The organism is Streptomyces klenkii (assembly GCF_003626645.1).
GTDB classification, from domain to species: domain Bacteria; phylum Actinomycetota; class Actinomycetes; order Streptomycetales; family Streptomycetaceae; genus Streptomyces; species Streptomyces klenkii.
Genome location: NZ_RBAM01000025.1, coordinates 23,559 through 39,711, shown reverse-complemented (window position 1 = coordinate 39,711; position 16,153 = coordinate 23,559). Strand labels below are relative to the sequence as shown.

Here is a 16,153-nt window from a genome sequence, read left to right as displayed (position 1 = left end):
AGAGGGGCCGGCGTCCGGTGGTGGAGGTCGGGGCGCACGTCGTCTACCAAGGGCAGACGTTTCAGATTGCCGCGTTGCAGGGACAGCAGGTGTCCTTGCTGGACGAGGGCGGCACAAACACGTCGTTGCTGTTGAACCGGTTGTTCGCCGATCCCGGCTTTGAGGTGGTGGGTGCGCGGGCGGCGGATGCGGTGCCGCAGTGGGGGCTGTTCGAGACAGTGCCGGTGGCGGCGCAGCAGCGGGCGCTTGCGTGGGTGGCGCACATCCGTGAGGTGGAGACCGGGTGGCCGGATCCTGAGGGCGGCCGTGCGGGGCGGGTGATGCGGGAGGAGTACGACCCGGGGCGGTGGACGCTGGCGCAGCGGGAGGCGGCCAAGGCGAAGGAGATGACGGCGCTCGGCTTCACGCGGGTGACGCGTCTGACGGTGCAGAAGATGCGGCTGGCGTACCGCAAGCAGGGCCTGTGGGGCCTGGTAGACAAGCGCACGGTACCGACGCGTCGTCGTTGTCCGACGGGTTATGCCGACGAGCGGGTCGTGGCCGCGGTGCTGGAGGCGCTGCGTCGGCAGCGGGGCCGGTCGAAGGGGACGGTGAAGGGACTGCAGGTGCTGGTCGGGCAGATCCTGGAGGAGACGCACGGGCGCGGGACGGTGGAGATGCCGTCACGGTCGTCGTTCTACCGGCTGGTGAGCGTGCTGGCGGATCCGGCCGACCGGCTGGGGTACGGGGCGCGGACCGCCACCGCGCCACGGCGGGGGCCTGGCACGCCGGTGGTACTGCGGCCCGGGGAGCAGGTGCAGATCGACACCACCCGGCTGGACATCATGGCCGTCCTGGAGGACGGCGGCCTGGGGCGGCCTGAGCTCTCGATCGCGGTGGACGTGGCGACGCGGTCGATCCTGGCGGCGGTGCTGCGGCCGCACGGCACGAAGGCCGTGGACGCGGCACTGTTACTGGCCGAGATGGCCGTTCCCCACCCGGCGAGGCCCACGTGGCCTGCGGCGTTGCATCTGTCGCGGGCGCAGGTGCCCTATGCGCGGATGCTGTCGCTGGATGCGCGGCTGGAAGGGGCGGCGGCCCGGCCGGTGATCGTGCCGGAGACGATCGTCGTGGACCGCGGGAAGGTCTACGTCTCCGAGAGCTTCGTCGCCGCGTGCGAGACGCTCGGGGTGAGCGTGCAGCCGGCCCCGCCACGGCGGCCCCAGGCCAAAGGGGTGGTGGAGCGGACCTTCGGGTCGGTCAACGACCTGTTCTGCCAGCACGTCGCCGGCCACACCGGCTCCAGCGTCCTGCGCCGGGGCCGGCAGACCCTGGCGGAGGCGCAGTGGACGATCCCGCAGCTGCAGGACTTCCTGGACGAGTGGATCGTCTGCTGGCAGAACCGACCGCACGAGGGCCTGCGTCACCCGGTGCTGGCGAAGACAGCGCTCACGCCGAACGAGATGTGGGCCGCGTTGATCTCCCTGTGCGGGTACGTGCCCGTGCCGCTGACCGGTGCCGACTGGCTGGAACTGCTGCCGGTGCGGTGGCAGCCCATCACCGAACGCGGCATCCGTATCGACTACCGCACCTACGACCACGAAATCCTCGGCCCCCACCGCGGCCGACGCTCGGACACCGAGGCCAAGGACGGCAAGTGGGAGGTCCACCACAACCCGCACGACGCCCGGCAGGTCTGGGTCCGCCTAGGCGACGGACAGCTCCACGAAATCCCGTGGATCCACCGCGACCACGTCCACCAGCCCTTCAACGACCAGATGTGGCGCCACGTCCAGCATGAAGTCGCCCGGCGGGGCGAACGGGAGCAGCACGAGGCCGACCTCGCCGACGCCCTCGACCAGCTCTTGCGCCGCACCCGCGGCACAGCAGCGGGAGCACCGCCGAAACGGCGGGGCCGCAAAAGCCCCATCGCCCCGCCCGGCAGCACGGCCGTGCTCGAAGGCCTGAACGTCCTCCTGCCGACACCCCCGTGGCCCTCTGATCCGGAAAACAGCCGGGACACAGGAGACGAAGCTGCGGTCGGCACAGATCAGAACACGGTCGCCGGGCCGGCCCAGGCCCTGGGTACCGCGCAGAGGGGGGCGGTGCCGGAGGGGGAATGGGGCGAGAGTCTGGACGACCTCGCCGCCACCGGGACGACGGACGGGAGCGATGCAGCCCAGGAAACGGACACAGCGTTGGCGGCTGATGCCCTTGCCGGCGGATACGGGCTGTGGAATGCCGAAGCGGAGGCCGAACAGTGGTGAGCAGCCCGGCCGGACACAGCGAGGGCCTCGAGGGACGGCGCCGTTCCACCACGCATCAGCCGGCGAACTGTGCGGTGAGCGCCGAAGACACCGCGGGGCGCACGGGCGGCGACGGACAGGCGCAGCCCGGAGCGGTGACGGTGTGGGACGGGTTCGCCCGCTTCGCCACCACACCCGTCACCACGCCTCCCGCGCCCGGCGCACCCCCGCGCAGCCTGGCCGAACGCCTGGCCTACCACTCGCGGTTCGTCACCGTACGCACCCCGGCCATCGACGCCCTCGCCCAGCAGGTACGCACCCTGATGATCCTGGGCCGCCACCAGCAGGTCACCGCACGTCCGTCCCTGATCGTCACCGGTCCGGCCGGGGCCGGGAAGACCACGGCTCTGCTCCAGGTCGGGCGTGTCTGCCACCTGGCACACACCTGCCGCCACGGCGAGGTGGCCGCGGCCGGACAGATCCCGGTCGCCTATGTGCTGGTCCCGCCCGCCGCCAGCGCCAAGACCCTCGCCCTGGAATTCGCCCGCTACCTCGGCATCCCCACCACCGCCCGCATGTCCCAGGCCCAGGTCGTCAACAGCGTCTGCCACACCTACACGCAGGCGGGCGTGCGCCTGGTGCTGATCGACGAGATCCACCGGCTCAACCCCCGCACCACCACCGGCGCCCAGAGCGCCGACCTGATCAAAGACCTCACCGAGCGGATCGGGGCGACATTCGTGTACGCGGGCATCGACGTAGCTGCCACCCCGTTGTTCACGGGGGTGCGCGGGGCCCAGCTCGCCGCCCGCGCCGGCCTTGTCGACTGCGACCCCTTCCCCGCCCGCGACGGTGAACACGAACCGTTCAAGGACCTGGTACGGGCGATGGAAAACGCCCTCGACCTCCGCCAGCACCGCCCCGGGAGCCTGGTACGTCTGGCGCCGTACCTGCACGCCCGCACCGCCGGCCGGATCGGGTCCCTGTCCCGGCTGATCAAACAGGCAGCCCTGGCCGCCCTGGCCGACGGCACCGAACGCATCACCAAAACCACCCTCGAGGCCATCCGCCTCGACTACCTCGCCGAACAGCACTACCGGCCCGGATACCGGCCAGGTCCAGCTCTCGGTGAACCGGCCGCTCCTCGCAGCCGGCTTGGCGGCCGCGCCCAGCAGCGAACAGGGCGGCATGCCCTCCACCGGGGCATGGGCGCAGATCCCGCCCCCGGCAGCGGGCGTGTTCCGGGTACGACCCCTGCCCTACGAAGCAACGGCTTCCTACCTCCAGCGCCTGGCCGCCGCCTACCGGCTGACACTGCCCCAGCTCTGCGAAGGGGCCGGCATCGCCCTGAACGGACAGGGCACCACACCTGCGGCCGGCCTGGCCCTCTCCCCCGCCGCGACGGGCCGCATCGCCGTCCTGAGCCGGATCCCAATGGCCCACCTCACCTGCGCCCTGCCCCATCTGACCCACCACAGCGCGCTTCCAAACGGCGCGGCCACCGCCCGCTGGACGCCCTTCGACGCCCCGGACCGGCCCGTGGCCGCCTGCACCCTGTGCACACGACACCACAGCCAGGGCACGACCAGGGCCGCATGGACCCACCGGCCCTGGCACCGGCTCCTCTGTCCCCGCCACCACCAGACCGCACCCGACTGGCGGCTCGGCACGCCCCTGCGCACCGGCGTGGTACCCGAACTCATCACGGCCCACCATGGCCACCAGCGCCTGCACCGACACCCCCGCGGCACGAGCGCCTGGATGACCGCACGCGCGATCACCACCCGCTGGTACGACCACCAGCAGCACCTGGCCGACCGATGGCACCACCGGCTCCACCAACTCACGGCGCTCAACGCGCACCTGGACCATGGGGGAAACGCTTCAGCCGCGCTGCTGGCCCGGGATCTCGTGATCTATCCCGAGGCCGTCATCCTCGCCCGCACCCTGGCCACACTCCCCCACCAACACCGGGCACACCACCAGCGCGAGACCCTCACCGAGATCGGCCGCAGGCACCGGCCTGACCCGGTTCTCCCCCACCACCAGCGACCCACTCCACACCTACCTCACACGATCACGCCACTGACCAGCCCCAGCCCCGAGCAGCTCCCGTGCCGTGGCCGCTCCGCTCGGCTCCCTTACAGCGCACCATTCCACCGATAACAAACCCAAGATCAATCCCACACAACCACAAAACCCCAGACCAACAACCCGAACAACCAACCGAACACCCGCTGCCAGCCGGTCCCCATCCCCTCACAGCACGCCCTCACCCGGCCTGAAATCCCAACCAAAAAACGAAACACCAGGCCAGAACACCCCAACTAACGAAGACCTAAAATCCCCGTCACACCAGCACCGCCCGGGCCTGCCCCACCGCGAACGCGTCCGGGCGCACCCACAGCAGCGCGCCCTGCTCGGCGAAGCGGTATGCGCCTTCCGTGCCGGCGGCCACCGCAAGCTCCGCCCACACCTCCCGCAGGAACGCATCCTTCTGCAGGATCTCCGTCTTGCCCGCCTGAGCGGTCAGTCGGCCCCAGTCCGAAGGACCGCCCAGGTCTCCCGTCGTACTCGGCTCCGCTCCGGTCAGCGATAGCCCCATCGCCAGCCTCCTGGTCGTCTGCCGGCGACGGGAACTCCGCCGCGGACAGGCACCAGCACACCGCCGCCGGACCCCGCACGGGGGCCACAGCAGCGTGAAGCCTGAGAACCTCAGCGCCCGGCTGTGAATCTCGTGAAATGGCCGTCCGTGGCACCCTCACGGCGTGATGCTGCTTCTGCACCGTCCACCCGGCGGGCGAGGGGCTCCTCACAAAGGTCCCGTGTCCGCGTGGCCGCACGATTGCGGGCAGCAGCGGGCGGTAAACGCCTCAGCCACGTGGTGGCGGTGATCCACGCTACTCGCGTGAGCTGACTGTACTCAGCGGAGTCGCCCGTGCCTGCAACCGAACCGAATCAGAAACTGGCCGCCGCCCTCGCCCATGCCGGCTGGGAGCCCTGCGACCTCGTCCGGGAGATCAACCACCTCCTCGCCATCGACGGCCACCACATCGCCCTGCACCGCACCACCGCCCACTCCTGGGTCAGGCAGGGCCGCACACCCCAGCGCCTGGCCGTACGCAGAACAGCAGCCGCAGGCCGCGCACGTCCCGGAGCCGATCAGCGAACGGCTGCGCGACCACGTGAAGCGCCTTCGGGACGCCGCCGACACCCACGACCGGACCAAGATCACCTTGAAGGACACGACGGCATGAGCGGAGCACTCGACGAACGCGACCGTATCCGGGCCGCCATGGCACGCATCCTGTCCGGCCGTACGGAGCGCTCCAACGGAGCTCTGACCGTGGTGGCCCTCGCCCTTGAGGCCGGCGTCCCCCGCAACGCCCTTACCCAGCGCCACCTCGACCTAAAGAACGAGTTCTACGCCAAGGTCAAAGAGCGCGGGCAACCGACCGACGCCGAGACACGGCTCCGCAAACAAGTCGTAAAGCTGAAAGAACTCCGCCAGAAGGACAAGGACGAGCTCGAACAGCTTCGCGACGACGTCGGAGGGCTGGTCCGCGTGGTCAATCAACCCACATTGGAAAACCGGCAGCTACGCGAACAACTGGCAAATCCGGATCCGGTCGTCCGCGTGCTGCCCATTCCACCAACGCCGCGCTGAGCGGCGTCGCACAGCCCATCCGCCGGGGCTCGCGCCCAAGGGAAGCTGCGGTCTCAGTGATCGTCCAGGGTCTGGATGGGTGGCGTCTTGAGTCCCGCGCGGTTGTTGAGTTCGACGATGGTGGCGTTGTGCTCGCGGACGGCCGCCAGCAGAGCCCGCTGCAACTCTGGATCTTGCTTCCCCAAGCCCATGGCCACTAGGTCGTCGCGGGATGGCATCCCCTCACGACGCCAGCGTCTAACCAGATGTACCTGTTTGAGATAGTTCATCCACAACTGAGCGGGAACAGTCAGGCGGTTCATAGCCGGCTCGAGGGCAGCCAGTTCCTCCTCAGCTCGCTCCAGGTTCCCAGACCATGCCAGAGCCTCAGCAGCCGACAGATGCAACGACAGGATCGTCTCGTGACCCGGTGGCAGCCGACGGCGTGCCAGAGCCAGGGCATCGGCGCTCTCTCGCAGAGCTTCGTCCATTCGCTGTTGGCCGCGCAGGATTCCGGCAAGGAGGATGCGGTTGCGCAGTGTGTCTGGGTGATCGGGGCCGAGCCGTCTCGCGCGTGCTCTGATCACAGCTCGGGCATGTTCCTCGGCGACCTCAAAATCGCCGAGGGACGTCAGAGCTGCGGCAAGATTGATCCGGATGCCGTCCTCTTCACCGGCTTCGGGATCCTGACGGACGATATGCAGCAGCGCGGTCAACTCGTCCACCGCTGCCTGATGCTTATCCTGCGTGGTCCACACATTCGCCCGGGTGAGGCGGATATCCACCGTGACGCGGTGGCGGGCGCCGAGAACTTGTTCGGCGAGTTTGACGTAGGCGTCAATCTCCTCGGCCGCCCGGGCCACCGAGCCGACCTCCAGCAGGCCCGCCGCCCTCATCTGGGCAGCCCGCAGCCATTCCTCGGGCGGAAACTCCGAGGTGACCAGCCCTTCTCGCATGGCTCGACCAGCGAGACGGACACGCTCCTGGGGATCAGCAGCGTACTCCGCCCGGCGGCGATTCAGGAGGGGCCGGAACGTCCGCGCTGCATCCGGCCTGTCAGTCAGGTGGCTCGCTTGTTCGAGGAGTCGCCTGGCAGCTGCGGTGTCGCCGGATCGGTTGAGGTAGTTGGCTGCCTGCTCGCACGCCCAGACCAGGCCGATGCGGATGAACTTGCCCTCGGGAGAGTCCGGAGCGTTATCAAGTACGTGCCGAACGTGTGGCACGAGCATGGCCCACAGCGGCCAGTTTTCCGGGGCGCTTGGCTGGTGGTGATCATCGAAGTCGCACAGCAGTCGGCAGACAAGCAGAGCAGTGGACTGGGCCCGTTCTGAGTCCTTGTGCAGGTGCAGGTTGCTTACTTCGGCAACGAGCGAGTGCATCTGCAGCCAGCGGGTGCCTTCCGAAGTCCGGTCGACGTCGATCAGCCCCATGTCGGCCAGCGCAGCGAGGAGCCGGTCTCGCTCGTCTTCGCTTGGCGGCGTCCCCGGAGTGAAGACCTCCTTCGCCGATACCGTCGTGGGCTCGCCGCCGATCCGCCCGGCCAGCAGTTCGGGATCCAGCGTGTCAACCGGCAGTGGGGTTGGCGCGAACCCCGACAAGAGCCTGAGCAAGGTCCGGGCATCAGACATGCCGCGTTCGTCGAGTGCGTCCAGGGACAACTCCCACGTATACGTGATCATCTGCCGGAGGTGGGCATGGGTACGGGCAGCCGGAGGGACAGTCGGTCCCCCCTGGTCGAGGAAGGCCGCTGTCCGACGCTCGAGTTCGGCCTGATATTGCGTAAACGTGGTCGCAGCGCCGAAGCTCGTGCGCAGGTACGAGCCGATCAAGTGAAGGGCCAGCGGCACGCCCCCGACGCGTTCTCCAAGGTCTTGTGCCTCCTGCGCACGGCCCGCCTCGGGTGCGTAGTCGAGCAGAACCTGTCCGGCATCGTCGCGCCCCAGGGGCTTGACGGGCCTGCGGTTCGCCCGAGTCCCCCATCGATGAGGGTTGCTGTCGCGGCTGGTAATCACCACCAGCCCGCGAGCCGATGGGCGGATCCATCCGGTCCCGTCGGCCACAGAGCCGCTCGCCTTAGCCGGCAACCGGTCAGCGCCGTCGAGCACCAGCAGCCATGGGCCTTCCAGTTTGTCCAGGAGCCCCCATAGCAGTCGTGGACCGTTTCCAGTAGCCCGCGCTGCCGCCAGCTCCCGGGTAGTGGCGCCGAGGGCCGCCGCGAGTTCGTAGAGGTGCGCGGCCACGGTCTCCTCGTCCAGCGCCGGCACCCACCAGGCCGGGATCCCCCGGTCCTGAGCAAAGGAGACCAGCCGAAGGGCCAGTGTGCTCTTTCCGGACCCGCCCATTCCATGGAGCACCAGCAGCCGTCTAGCAGGCGACGTCAACCGTCGGCGGAGCTCTGCCCACAACGTCGTGCGACCGCGCACCGACGGAGGCAACAACGCCACCGGCGCCTCAAGGCTGACCGGACTCGTCAGGCCTGCTGTCCGCTCGCGCCGTTCATCGACCTTCGCCAGCCAGCTGTTGATGTCTTTCGGCGCGACGCCGAGTGCCTCGGCCAAACGGCGATAGGCGTCAGGGCCGCGGCGCGCTGTGCCGCTCAGCATCTCGCTGACCTCACTGGGGCTCAGGTCAGTCCTATTCACCAACTGCGTCCGGGTCTCGTACTGCGAGTCTCGGAAAGCCCTGTTGAGGTTCGCGGTAAGTTCCGCGAGCTCTGGAAGCGGCGTACGCCGTTGCCGCGGCCGCTTGTTCCCCTTCGCCGGATCGTCCTGTCCAGTATCCATGATCTTTCCTCCCCCGCTGGTGGCAGCCCAGAAGTTCCAGGATGTTCCAGAACACTCGTGGAAGATCCTCCCCCATTGCTTCTCTGCTGGTCACGGCTTTGGCGCAACACGCGCAGCCGGTCCGATCAGAGGAGAGAACAGATGAACTCACGGATGAAGATCCCGGGCCAGGCACAAGCAGGGATCCCGGATGGAACAGGGCGGACGCCCTGTTTGACGGAGCAGCGCCCCTTCAAGCGGCCCTCGCCTCGGATGCGCGGCGTTCGTCCCCTCGGCGCGATCGCCCTGGCAGGCAACCGAGGAGGCGGCTGCAATGAGTGAGGCTGCGTCGGCCACTGCTGCGCTCCCCCCTGACATTGAGGAGGCCGTCCGTGCAGAGGCACGGGGCCTCCTGGGGGATTGGATGCTCAAGACCCTGACCGTTGTTGTCTACTTGTCATTCCCCAACATGATCTTGCTCGCCGTGTTGGCCGTCCACAGCGGCACGTTCGCGTTGCTCGCGGCTCCCCTCATTCCGGCCGCCGTGGCGCTACTTGCCATCGCACACCGCCCGTGGCAGCACGCCGTACGACGTTCCACGACACGGAAGGAGGCACGGGCCGAACAGTGGGCCGAATGGCAGCTGAGACGTCGCCGAAGGTTCCGGCACCGGCCCTTCTAATCAAGATCAATCATGCAAGGGTGCTCGCCGACCCGTGCGTGCGAGCACCCGGCCACGCAACTCCGAAGCAAAGGAGGAACGGGGTGGCCGCAATGTCACCGCCCAAAGCGGCGACGCCGGGCAGCGGAGGCCGGCACTGCGCCCGCCTCCGCCTGGTGCACCAGGATGTTGACAGCGTCGTACGCCCGCTCTACGTGCCCGTCCAGGAGCACGGCGGAGGCTTCAAGGAGAGTGCGTCGCAGCGCTCCCACACGGGTGGGGCGAAGAGGAGGTTGACCATACCGGTCGTCCTCCAGCGTGCCGAAGGCCGCCCCGTTGGCGGTCGGCGGGCGCTGCAGGAGTACCAGGATGGCAAGTTCGGCGCTTGACCCTCAACACGCTGAACTTGACAGGGAAGCGGAGGGCGTGGCGGGTGCGGTAGGTCTCGGGCATGCCGGTGACCGCGACTCTCTCGGGGCCGAAGCGTTCGATGATGCGGTCGTAGACCTGAAGGCGGCGGGCGGATTCGACGTCGATGTCGATGTCGGGCAGGCTCCGGCCGCGCTCGGAGAGGAAGCGCTCGAAGAGCAACCGGTGGGAGAGGGGGTTTGCCGTGGCCACGTTGAGGGCGGGGTTGACCATGCTGCCGGCGCCCGAGCCGCGGGCGGCGACGCGGATGCCCATCTCGCGGATGTCGGCGACGACCTGGGCGACGGTGAGGAAGTAGGAGTCGAAGCCGAGGCGGCCGATGACGGCGAGCTCCTCCTCCAGCCGGGCCAGGGCGTCGGGGTCGTGGTCCAGGCCGCGGAGGACCATGCCGGCCTCGCAGCGCTCGCGCAGCAGCCGCGCCGCGCCGCCCTGGCCCGGGTCGGCACCGACGGCTTCGGGTTCGGGGAAGTGCGGGATGCCCAGGCCCAGGTCCTTCACCGCATCGAGGGTGCACTCCTCGGCGGTCCGTGCGGTCTGTGCCAGCAGGCGCAGCGCGCGGTCCGGGCCGGCGCCGGCGGCTTCCGCGATGCGTTCGGCGGCCACCGTGAGGGAGACCGGGTCCTTGAGCCACCGCTCCCCCGCGTCGAGGTGGCGGCGGTCGATCGGTCTCAGGAGGCGGGCGGCGTCGAGAACGTCGGCGAGGCAGTGCTAGGAGGGGTCGGCGTAGCGGACGGCGTTGGTCAGTACGGCGGGGATGCCGAGCTGGTCGGCCAGGCCGAGGGTGCGGGCGGGGAGGCGGAGCGAGCCGGGGCCGGTGCCGGGCAGTTGCCACCACACCGTCTCCAGGCGCAGGTTCGGTCCGGCGAGGTCGCGCCAGGGGGCGAGGAGCTGCTCGGCGCGGTCGGCTCGGCCGGCGGACAGGGCTTTCACGGGTTCGGAGACCGGGCCGAGCAGACGGGCGCCGTCGCGGTGACGGATAGGGTGGAGTGGAAGGCGCCCTGCGCGACGGGGACCACGATCTGTCCGTCGTCGGTGATCTGATCAAGCCAGTGCGGGGAGATGCCAGTGACGCCGCAGGTAACCACGATCCGGTCGTAGAGCCCTTGCCGAGTTGGCCGAGGTAGCCGTCAGCGGTCAGTACGGTGACGTCCTTCTCCCCGGCCCGATCGGCGGCCCTGGCTGCCTCCGCGACGATGACCTCGGAGACGTCAATGGAACCGCGGAGACGCACCGCTCGGTCACGGCGGCCTTGCTCAGCTGTGGCGACGTTGCCGAGGGGGCTGGCCTGTCCGGGGGTGCAGCCGTGGAGCAGCTGACGAGACCGGCGGCAAGGAAGATGGGTAAGGCGGCGGCCAGGAGGCGTGAGGCATGCATCACGTCATCGTGACGTGCGACCCCGCCCGGTGAGCGGCTTCCACAGAAACAGGCAGGTTGGCTGTGGCCTACAGATGGTGCGAAACGTTGACGCGGCGTGGAAGATATGGGTCCATGCCACTCGCCGAAGATCCTATGACCGCTGCTGGAGCCCCTACGGTAGTGGGTCGTAGTCTCCGTTCATGAATGGTGCGCATGACGGAATCGCCTGGCTACCTGAGTCCTACAGCGATGAGGGGTTCACAGTCCTCTTCTGTGCCGGCGAGACCGCGGAGGGGCTGTTGAGGAAGCTCGGAGCGGATGGCGCGGCGGTCCGGGCGCTGAGCCGGGAGCAGGCGGAAGCCGTCGACGTGTTCAATCGGTACCAGGATGAGTCGGACCTTGAGAGTGCCGACCTTGACCGGGAGGAACTGCAGGCTGATGGCTTCCTCGTCGACGGTGGCGAGGTGGCCCGGGTCGGCGAGATCGCGGGGTGGGCTTATGCCATTGAGAGTTTTGGTGCCGCGCTGACGGGCCGGGAGATCGTTGAGCGTGCCTCGGTCGGTACCCGGCTTGTTGGGTTCAGGCGGTCTGGGAATGCAGCGTCTTGGGTGACTTACGCGGTGGATGGCCGTGTGGTCTCCTCCTACGATCCGCTCCATCCGGATCAGGGTTCGGATGGATTTGTCGTCGAGGGGCTGGCCGAGGCTGCGGACCCGACGGGCCGAGTGCTGGAGGAGTTGGAGGCGTGGGGTTTGGGAGTGCCGCGCAGTTCGGACTTTGAGGACCTCCCCGCGGTGAGGATCCGGACCTGACATGGCCGGTGGGGCTGAGCAGACTGCCCAGCCCCACCATGCCTTTCATCTTGAGGTCAGTAGACCCAGAAGGGGTCGTTGTCGAGGACCCGGTTCTTGGTGAAGAAGCGGGCGAGGTCGCCCCCGATCCCTTCGTTATCGTTCTTGCTCATCCCGGACCGGGCACATGCTGCCGTGCCAGCAGGTGCCGATGACGCCTTAGCGGACTTGACGGAGTACGCGAAGTTAGGGATGGCGCCACCGGCTTGCGTTCCTCCAGGGACGAGTTCTCCCTGGTAGGCGCACTCAGAACCTGACTTGATGCCGAGCTGGCCGCCACTTTCCTTGGTTCGCGCGAAGGGGTATTCGTCACACTGGATCTCAAACTTGCCGCTAAAGTTATCGATCTTGTTGAACGTCTTGTCGCAGACGACGTTGCGGTTGTCGCCGGCCTTCTTGTCGTCTGCTTCGCGGTGCAGGGGCTTCCCGCCGTAGTACTCGTTGCCGGGCTTGCCGAGCAGGAAGACGGACTGCTTGCTCATGTAGTCCGATGCCGAGGGGTACTTGTCCCGGTTGAATTCCATGGTCGGGGTGAAGGTCGGGATGGCGCAGCCGGCGTACTTGGTGATCTCGTTGTCGCAGCGGACGGCGTCGGCGCCCTTGGCCCAGGTCCAGCCGATGGCGGCAGGCTTGGAGTCCTTGTTTCCTGACTTGAAGACCAGGGCGTATCCGATTTTGAAGCCGGCGTGTCCGGTCGTCCCGGTCCAGCTGCGGTGCCAGGTTCCTTCAAGGACGGTGCCCTTCTGGAGGGAGGCGTTTCCCTTCCACGGGTCCGGGCCTTGCTGGCAGGCTCCGACGCACTCGGCGGCGATGGAAGCAGTCATACCGGCCTTGGCTTCGCCGGTGGCGTCAGTGATTCTCAGGAAGAAGTTTTCGTCGAATCCTGTCTCGGAGTTCTTGGTGAAGACCTCCTGGGCGACCGTACCCGTGATCTCTCCGGCGGGTAGCCCCGTCTTGTCGATGATCTTGCCGGTGAAGACGTGGTGCCCGCAGATGGACTCCCGCGTCGCCTGCTCGACCATCTTGCCCTGTACCACGTCGCACCAGACCATGCCGGGCGTCCCGGTCATGGAGCGGCGGTTCTTGGCGGTCTCGGAGGGACCATCCCAGCTGAAGCACCAGGTGGTGTCTTCGCCGGGCTTCATGAACCGCTGGGGGTTCTTCTGAACGTCAGCGCAGTCACCGGTGCTGCTGGTCGGTGCGTCGGTGGAGACGGTCTTGCTGGAGCTGGGGCGAGGGCCATTGAGCGGCATGAACCCGGGGTGCTGCTCCGCGGCGAGGACGGGCGCCGGACCCTCAACCTTCGGTGCCGGCTGCTCGGCGGCGTGCGCGGCAGCGCTTCCACCGAGTACGAGCAGGGCTGCAAGTGCTGTTGATGCGGTTCTGATTCGCAAGGTCCCCCCTTGGCGGCATGAACGTTTTTCCCCCGGCCAGAGGGCGAATGTGCCATCTGCGTGGGAGATCCCACCACGCATGACTGATCACGGTCAAGGAACTTGATCTTGATGCGAAAGACTTCGGTCAACGCACTATGACCACCGCCGTGCTGCTGGGTGAATGACGCACGCGAAGCCCTACCCAGGGCTTTCGCATGTCTGTCGTGCGCCGGGTGGCGGGTGCGGGCGGCGGTGCTAGAAGTGCCGTGAAGATGTTGGTGAGAGGCTGTTCGGCTGCAGGCGCGAGGAGCAGGAGGTGCGGGCCGAGGGCTTCGTGCCGCTGTCGGGACCATCCCCGCAGGCGCAAGGAGCAGCAAGAGGAGGGCCGCTGTACTCGCCCGCGACCGCAAGGGCCCCATCCAGGGGCCATCCCCGCAGGCGCGGGGAGCAGACGTAGGCCATGGGCGCGGCGGCGTCGCAGTCGGGACCATCCCTGCGGGCGCGGGGAGCAGCCCGGGTCTCCGATCGCCCGTTGTGCGTGATGGGCCCATCCCCACACGTGCGGGAAGCAGGCGATCTACGAGGCGCGGTCCCATTCAACCCCGAAACAGCCACCTACACCCCGGCCCCGACCAAAAACACCCCCGACCAGCCCCCACCACCAGAACACCCGCACGCAAAAGAAACCGCCCCCTCCTTCTTCCCGACAATCAACACCAAAAGCCCACACCCCACACACGCAAGAACCCAAAGACACGAAGAACAGTCAAGCCCACCCTGCCCCCTATCAAGAAGACCGGCCCCCGCACACGCGAAGAGCAGCCACCGGCGTCCAAGTCCCGCCCTGCTCAGCAGGGTTCACTCCCGCGAGCACAAGGAGCACTTCCGCCTCGGCAACGAACTCGCCGACACGGTAGGACCATCCCCACAGACACGAAGAGCACAGCTTCGCCTGCGCATCCGCAATGGAGCGCGCGGGGACCATCCCCACAGGCACAAGGAGCAGGAAGAGGCGTACCGGGAAGAGCCCCGCGGCATGGGATCATCCCCGCGGACGCAGGGAACAGGCAAGGACTCCTCCATGGCTCAGAGCGACACCGGGGCCATCCCCGCGGGCGCGGGGAGCAGCATGTGGGGCTCGGATGGGTCCCGAGGCGGGTCCGTCCCCGCGCGAGCCGGGAGCAGCCGGGCGCCTCGTCTCGGTACCCGGTTCCGCAGGGTCCATCCCCGCACACACGGGAAGCAGCGCCTGTGTATGCCCGAACCCGGCCGGGCCTGGGGCCCATCCCCACGCGTACGGGGAGCAGACGCTCTCACCGTCCTGCACGGGCTTGCCGTCGGGGCCATCCCGCGGGCACGGGGAACAGGACGGCCTCGGTTCGCCGGAAGCGCACGACGAAGGTCCATCCCCCGCGCGCGGGGAGCAGCGCACGCCCGCTCCGGCGGCCACCACGACCTTGCCGATCGCACAGCCCGCGAGGGCCATGGCCAGCGCGGCCTTGACGGGCTGCCAGCGGAGAAGAGCCGGCGGCGCGGGGCGGGGGGGATCCATCCCGCGCGTGCGGGGAACAGAAGGACACGCCCGGCAGCGTGCGTTCCTCGTTGGGCCCACCCCCACGTGCACGGGGAGCAGGCCTGGCAAGGAAGGCAGCGGCTTGCTGTCGCCGGGACCATCCCCGCAAGCGCGGGGAGCACGAAGACCTGCGTGGCGATCCTAAGCCGCTCATGGGACCATCCCCGCAGGCACAGGGAGCAGGTCAGCTCGTGCTCGCCGAGCGCGTGGGAGGTGGGACCATCCCCGCGGGCACGGGGAGCACCTGGTCTGGTTGGGCAGCGTGCCGGTCTCGCCAGGAACATCCCCACGGGCACAGGGAGCAGAGCCGGCTGCGACCGCCGATGACGAAGAAGGCGGGCCATCCCCGCAGGCGCGGGGAGCAGCTCCCCGGCGCACCGGCGGACGCCTTCGACGCCGGGCCATCCCCGCAGGCGCGGGGAGCAGGACCGCAAGGGCCGTCCGCACGCAGGGCGCTGGGGGCCATCCCCGCAGGCGCGGGGAGCAGACTCGACGACCAGGGCATTTAGCAGAGCCCAAGCCTGTTTTTACCCACTTGCAAAGAATCAGACAAACCACACCTATCAGACTCCCGAAACGACTCACTCACCCCCCACTCCCTCAACGACACGCTCACACCAGAATATCGATCACACCAGCGTCCGGGACCCAGACACTGAGACCTCCCCGCACACCGCCGGAGCCGCTGGCGATCTCACCTTGCCGATGTCGACGGCCGGGAACTCGACCTCGACACTGCCACGAACGCGACCCCAGAGGAGAGCAACGGCGCCTGCTACACCGCGGCGACCAACATCAGTTCCACGGCCCACGCCAACCGGAACATTCTGTCCATGGCCCTGACCGTCGGCGCGCTGGTGAACTACCCGACCGAGTCGTGGCACTGGAACTTCGGTGACCGCTACCGGGCACTGGCCACCATGCATCCGGCGGCAATGTACGGGCCGTGCGCACTCTCCGCCGCACACACAGCCGCAGCCGCCCTCAAAACAACAAGACACGCCTCGCGGCAGCCACGTCATCGTCACCAAAACCATCACGATCCTCCACGCCGGCAACGCAGCCCCTGAACCACCACGGCCAATCCCCAGCCCCCGGAAGGAGACTCGGCAAAGAAGGCACCGCCTGATACGGCTCCACATCACTTCAGAGTCCGGACCACAGACATCATGATCAGCTAGCAAAACAGCTGCCGAGCAGCGCGAAACGGCGTCCTACCCGGCGACACCAAGCCGTGCACACCAGTGCCGCCCTCCCCGAACCTCACATACAGC

9 protein-coding genes and 3 pseudogenes are annotated in these 16,153 nt (G+C 68.3%); 6 read left to right on the top strand and 6 right to left on the bottom strand.

What is annotated here, in order from left to right; translation table 11 throughout:
• The first annotated feature begins 17 nt into the window (after window positions 1–17).
• The 3 genes and pseudogenes from D7231_RS32320 to D7231_RS36660 all read left to right on the top strand — a co-directional run bounded on the left by D7231_RS32320 (window position 18) and on the right by D7231_RS36660 (window position 4,391).
• A complete protein-coding gene (locus tag D7231_RS32320; protein WP_120759508.1) occupies window positions 18–2,246 on the top strand; it encodes a DDE-type integrase/transposase/recombinase in 2,229 nt (742 codons plus the stop codon).
• Window positions 2,213–2,983 (top strand): annotated as a pseudogene (locus D7231_RS38745) (TniB family NTP-binding protein); the annotation flags it as partial. The gene D7231_RS32320 and the pseudogene D7231_RS38745, both read left to right, overlap by 34 nt.
• A 370-nt stretch (window positions 2,984–3,353) precedes the next feature.
• Window positions 3,354–4,391: a TniQ family protein gene (locus tag D7231_RS36660; RefSeq protein WP_158673862.1), complete on the top strand. Its 1,038-nt coding sequence runs from the start codon at window positions 3,354–3,356 to the stop codon at window positions 4,389–4,391.
• Between the two features lie 184 nt (window positions 4,392–4,575).
• Here the strand turns inward: D7231_RS36660 and D7231_RS32300 are convergent, their stop codons facing one another.
• Window positions 4,576–4,830, bottom strand: a complete 255-nt coding sequence (locus tag D7231_RS32300; protein ID WP_120759506.1) for a hypothetical protein — start codon at window positions 4,828–4,830, stop codon at window positions 4,576–4,578.
• Between the two features lie 333 nt (window positions 4,831–5,163).
• Between D7231_RS32300 and D7231_RS37905 the strand changes: the two genes are divergently transcribed.
• Window positions 5,164–5,892 carry a hypothetical protein gene (locus tag D7231_RS37905; RefSeq protein WP_242000036.1) on the top strand — a complete coding sequence of 243 codons (729 nt, stop codon included), beginning with the start codon at window positions 5,164–5,166 and terminating at the stop codon, window positions 5,890–5,892.
• Window positions 5,893–5,945: 53 nt separating this feature from the next.
• On the opposite strand, the gene D7231_RS32290 is transcribed toward D7231_RS37905, so the two are convergent.
• The 4 genes and pseudogenes from D7231_RS32290 to D7231_RS38610 all read right to left on the bottom strand — a co-directional run bounded on the left by D7231_RS32290 (window position 5,946) and on the right by D7231_RS38610 (window position 10,808).
• The gene (locus D7231_RS32290) at window positions 5,946–8,654 is read right to left on the bottom strand and encodes a tetratricopeptide repeat protein (RefSeq protein WP_120759504.1); all 2,709 of its coding nucleotides are present in this window, start codon (window positions 8,652–8,654) and stop codon (window positions 5,946–5,948) included.
• 1,057 nt (window positions 8,655–9,711) lie between these two features.
• A pseudogene (locus D7231_RS37900) lies at window positions 9,712–10,395 on the bottom strand (DNA polymerase III subunit alpha); the annotation flags it as partial.
• A gap of 36 nt (window positions 10,396–10,431) precedes the next feature.
• Entirely contained in the window at window positions 10,432–10,653 is a 222-nt protein-coding gene (locus tag D7231_RS37895) for a hypothetical protein (protein ID WP_228775665.1), read from the bottom strand.
• Window positions 10,650–10,808 carry a hypothetical protein gene (locus D7231_RS38610; RefSeq protein ID WP_158673861.1) on the bottom strand — a complete coding sequence of 53 codons (159 nt, stop codon included), beginning with the start codon at window positions 10,806–10,808 and terminating at the stop codon, window positions 10,650–10,652. The genes D7231_RS37895 and D7231_RS38610 overlap by 4 nt, the downstream gene beginning before the upstream one ends.
• A gap of 471 nt (window positions 10,809–11,279) precedes the next feature.
• Between D7231_RS38610 and D7231_RS32270 the strand changes: the two genes are divergently transcribed.
• Window positions 11,280–11,891, top strand: coding sequence for a DUF6461 domain-containing protein (locus D7231_RS32270; protein WP_120759498.1), 612 nt, complete (start codon window positions 11,280–11,282; stop codon window positions 11,889–11,891).
• 56 nt (window positions 11,892–11,947) lie between these two features.
• On the opposite strand, the gene D7231_RS32265 is transcribed toward D7231_RS32270, so the two are convergent.
• Window positions 11,948–13,324: a NucA/NucB deoxyribonuclease domain-containing protein gene (locus D7231_RS32265; protein ID WP_147449835.1), complete on the bottom strand. Its 1,377-nt coding sequence runs from the start codon at window positions 13,322–13,324 to the stop codon at window positions 11,948–11,950.
• A gap of 2,212 nt (window positions 13,325–15,536) precedes the next feature.
• Between D7231_RS32265 and D7231_RS37890 the strand changes: the two are divergent.
• Window positions 15,537–15,826: pseudogene (locus tag D7231_RS37890) on the top strand (M15 family metallopeptidase); the annotation flags it as partial.
• Between the last annotated feature and the right edge of the window lie 327 nt (window positions 15,827–16,153).

Bases quoted from the DNA above. Each gene is read 5' to 3' on its own strand.
- D7231_RS32290 (WP_120759504.1), bottom strand. From the start codon at position 8,654: ATGGATACTGGACAGGACGATCCGGCGAAGGGGAACAAGCGGCCGCGG.
- D7231_RS32300 (WP_120759506.1), bottom strand. From the start codon at position 4,830: ATGGGGCTATCGCTGACCGGAGCGGAGCCGAGTACGACGGGAGACCTG.
- D7231_RS32270 (WP_120759498.1), top strand. From the start codon at position 11,280: ATGAATGGTGCGCATGACGGAATCGCCTGGCTACCTGAGTCCTACAGC.